At 30.0% G+C, this 4,230-nt stretch carries 3 protein-coding genes; all 3 read left to right on the top strand.

The genetic code is table 11. The features are described 5' to 3' along the window. Positions 1–44: 44 nt before the first annotated feature. The 3 genes from GXZ72_07840 to GXZ72_07830 all read left to right on the top strand — a co-directional run bounded on the left by GXZ72_07840 (position 45) and on the right by GXZ72_07830 (position 3,925). Positions 45–986 carry a glycosyltransferase family 2 protein gene (locus GXZ72_07840; protein HHT19455.1) on the top strand — a complete coding sequence of 314 codons (942 nt, stop codon included), beginning with the start codon at positions 45–47 and terminating at the stop codon, positions 984–986. A 46-nt stretch (positions 987–1,032) separates the two neighbouring features. Continuing rightward, positions 1,033–2,055 (top strand): glycosyltransferase family 2 protein, encoded by a 1,023-nt coding sequence (locus GXZ72_07835; GenBank protein HHT19454.1) that lies wholly within the window; start codon positions 1,033–1,035, stop codon positions 2,053–2,055. Between the two features lie 625 nt (positions 2,056–2,680). After that, positions 2,681–3,925: a glycosyltransferase family 1 protein gene (locus GXZ72_07830; protein ID HHT19453.1), complete on the top strand. Its 1,245-nt coding sequence runs from the start codon at positions 2,681–2,683 to the stop codon at positions 3,923–3,925. The last annotated feature ends 305 nt before the right edge of the window (positions 3,926–4,230 follow it).

Here is a 4,230-nt window from a genome sequence, read left to right as displayed (position 1 = left end):
CTTTTTTCTAAAAACTTATATCTTTATATCGCCAAATTCTATTCATGGAAGTTTCTCTAATCATACCCATGTACAATGAGGAAGAAAACGTACTCATTACACTTGAAGAAGTTAAAAAAGTTTTAAAGACTTGCGGCAGCTACCAAATCATAGCAGTGGACGATGGAAGTAGTGACCAAACACTGGCTTTGTTGGAAGAATTTGCTTCAGAAAATCCGGAACTAATGGTTTTAAAACATCCAGTTAACATGGGGATGGGAAGAGCCTTGCGCACTGGTTTTGAAAAAGCCGAAGGTGATGTAATCATCACCTTGGATGCAGATTTAAGTTATGAACCGAAATATCTAACCGAACTTATCAAAGAACTTCATGAAAATCACTTGGATATTGTCATTGGATCCCAGTACATGGCTGGTGGAGAAACCGAAGACATTCCTTTCATCCGACTATTTATAAGTAAAATGGCCAATAAAATCGTTGGATACGCACTTAACAAAAATATCAGCACTGTAACTGGGATTTTACGTGCCTACCGAAAAGAAGTTATAGATTCAATAGAAATCGAATCTAACGGAACTGAGATTAACCCGGAAATACTTTCAAAAGCCATAGCAATAGGCTTTGAAGTTAAAGAGATTCCTGTGAAGCTGAAAGGGAGAAAACTAGGCGAATCCAAAGTTCAGTTTAAATCCACCACCATTTCACATCTTTTATTCACATTTTACGAAAGGCCAATGATGCTTTTTGGGTTAGTTGGACTTTTGATATGTCTTTTTGGCATTATTATTGCAATATACCTATTTAAAGAGTATCTGATGGGCACTCTAGATCCAACACGGCCATTAATGTTTGTAATGGTTTTACTTATAATCTCAGGGATACAAATACTTATTTTCGGGTTCGTGGCAACTCAAATAAGCCTCCTTAAACGTGAAATTTACATTATTCAAAAAGAGAATAAGTTGTTGAGGAAAAAATTTAAATGAATTTATCTATTCTTTTTTGTATCATCACATATCCATGGTGTTTTCGATGAATTGTCCTCGCGTATCCATTGTAATTTTAAATTGGAATGGTTGGGAAGACACCATTGAATGTTTGGAATCATTATTTCAAATTAATTACTCTAATTTTGATGTAGTTTTAGTGGATAATGCTTCTGAAGATGATTCTATTAATAAAATCAGAGACTATTGTTCAGGTATCTTGCCAGTTGAATCCAGTTTTTTTAACTACAATCCTCATAACAAACCTATTACAACCTACGAATATAATGAAACCTTTAAAAAGGATGAAATACCTTTGAAAACAGAAAATTTAACTAAAAAACATATTACCCTCATTAAAAATAGTGAAAATAGAGGTTTTCCAGGTGGGAACAACGTGGGAATCAAATTCGCCCTTGAATTCCTTTATCCAGATTATATTTTACTCCTGAACAATGATACCGTGGTTGATGAAAACTTTTTACAAGAATTGATCAATAATAGAAATACCCGTGATGATGTGGGCATCCTGGGCCCTAAGATCTACTTTTATGATAAACCACAGACCATATGGAGTGCAGGATGTAAAATATCCTGGAAATTTAGTCGTGGCATTCAGATTGGAACCAATGAGACTGATAATGGGCAATACGATGAGATAGATGAAGTGGAGTATGTTAGTGGCTCTGCTTTTTTGATTAAAACCGAAGTAATAAAGAAAATAGGTTTAATGGACGAAAACTACTTTTTATACTTTGAAGAAAGTGACTGGACCCTCAGGGCAAACCAGGAAGGATTTAAAAGTTTATACATCCCCACATCCCACATATGGCACAAAGTATCAAGATCAGGAGGGGGAATATCCAAACCTATGGGATTATATTACATAACCCGTAACCGCTGGATTTTTATGCGGAAATGGGCTAAAAAAAATGATTTCTTGGTTTTTTTATTAATTCAAATTATTTTGGCAATTTTAATCCCCATATTCCTCAGCTTATACTATAATGATAAGAAGCTATTTTTTTCATACTATGCTGGTTTAAGAGCAGGTATAACTAACCCCTAACTACCATAAAATTTTTCTATATCTTAATCTATCATGAAAATCATTTTTTCCTTCGATATAAAAACAAAACTATCATATATTTTTTTATTTGTAATCAGAAAATCTAGAAAAATCCGCACGAGTTTCAAAGCCAACATAATTAAAAAATTGGAATATATCTAAACCAAATGCCATATGCTAATCCTTGGCCTCTCTAACTTTCGTGAAATTCGGGAGGCAAAATTAAAAAATCTCGACTCCCAGAAGTATCCGCCCTATTTATAATATAATTATCAAAAAAAACGAAACCGTGAAAATATAATAATCCACTTTTACCCTAAATTCCTTAGATCCCCTTTCAAATCTTTTACACATCCTAAATCATCTTCAGTTATTATTAAATCAAATGATTTGTTTGTAAATGTTAAATTCTCAAGGTCTTGACAAAAAACTCCCTTTTTAATTTCTGTTCCAAATTCTATATACGGAAAAAATTCAGAACAAACAAACGAATCCATATCATATAATTTTTTATAGAAAGCATCCCCTACATTATAGATATCACATATTAATTCAAAAAGGATTTAAGTCATATTTAGTATAATATTAATCAACCTCTTCATTGAAAAGGACATTATCTGAAACGGTGGACAAAAACAACATTTTCATATTATATGCAATTTACAAGAACTTAATTGGAAAAAAAAGAAATTTAAATTATTATTTCAAGTTTTTTAAATTCTTTTTCAAAAAAAAATCAATAATTACTGAAATCATATTAAAAATCAACAAATGGCATAAAATGAAACAAAAACCAAAAATACTTTATATAATGCATATAGATTGGAATTGGATTAAACAAAGACCTCATTTTTTGGCTGAAGGTTTGAATGAATACTATGATATAACTGTTCTTTATCCAATTAGTTTCAAACGCTGGAAATTAGTTCATAATTCAATTAATGGGCTTAAAGTCAATGGATTTTTTATATTTCCATTTGATCTGAATCTCGCAATTACAGATAAATTAAACAATATTCACCTCATGGGAAAAATACAAAGAATAATCAATGAATTAAAACCGGATTTGATCTGGCTAACCTTCCCACTCCTTTATGATTTTCTTCCTAAAGATATAGATATTAAGATAGTATATGATTGTATGGATGACGCTGCAAATTTTTTTGACAAAAAAGAAAAAAGGAAGAATGTTTTGAATATTGAAAAAGAGTTATTAAAATCATCTTGGAAAATTTTTGCGTCAAGTGAAAAATTAAAAAAAGAGATTATTAATAGATCTTCCCGAAAAGATGTTAAAGTTGTGCGTAATGCATTTAATGGAAGAATTCATAATAGCAAAAAAATCGATGCAAAAACTAAAAAAAAATATCGAATTGGTTTCGTTGGGACTATTTCTTCATGGTTAGACTTTTCTTCATTGGACTATTGTGTTGAAAATATTGAAAATATTGAATTTCATCTAATTGGTCCTCAAGAGCTATCATTATCATCTGCACAGACACACAAATATGTCTTTTATGGTTCAGTTGAACATTCTGAACTTATAGAAATTGTAAAAAATTTTGATTGTTTCATTTTACCATTTAAATTAAATGACCTAACTAAATCTGCCGATCCAATAAAGTTATATGAATACATAAATTACAACAAACCCATAATATCCATTTTTTATCCAGAAATAAAAAGATTTGAGAAATTTGTTGAATTTTATCGTGACAAAGAAACATTGCTTGACATACTGAATAAATTAATAAAAAATAAATTTAAATTGAAATATTCTGAAAAAGATAGATTAAAATTTCTTAAAGCAAATACATGGAGTGATAGAGTATCAGAAATTGTTTCTACATTACATGAAAAGGATTGTTAAGGTGTTACAAGTTCATTCCGAGGATTTGGAATCAAAAATTAATCAAATTGTATGGATGACACAATAATTTGATGTTGAAATTTATTCCAAGAAACAAAGAATATACTTTTAAGAAAATAATTATTGGAATGAAAGATAATTTTTTTAAAAAAAAAATTGTATATTATCAAATACTAAACTAGATACGTTGGAGTATTTTTATGAAAAAAATGGTTTTTCTTGCATTATGTAAAGTTTCAAGGTTTTCCTCAAGATTTTTGGAAAAAATACCTGTGTTGAGTACAATACGTGATATTTGTTACTAT

The sequence above is a fragment of the Methanobacterium sp. genome (assembly GCA_012838205.1).
Lineage (GTDB): Archaea > Methanobacteriota > Methanobacteria > Methanobacteriales > Methanobacteriaceae > Methanobacterium.
Note: the sequence above shows the minus strand (reverse complement) of the source record. Positions and strands in the feature narration are given on the sequence as shown.

Bases quoted from the DNA above. Each gene is read 5' to 3' on its own strand.
- GXZ72_07840 (HHT19455.1), top strand. From the start codon at position 45: ATGGAAGTTTCTCTAATCATACCCATGTACAATGAGGAAGAAAACGTA.
- GXZ72_07835 (HHT19454.1), top strand. From the start codon at position 1,033: ATGAATTGTCCTCGCGTATCCATTGTAATTTTAAATTGGAATGGTTGG.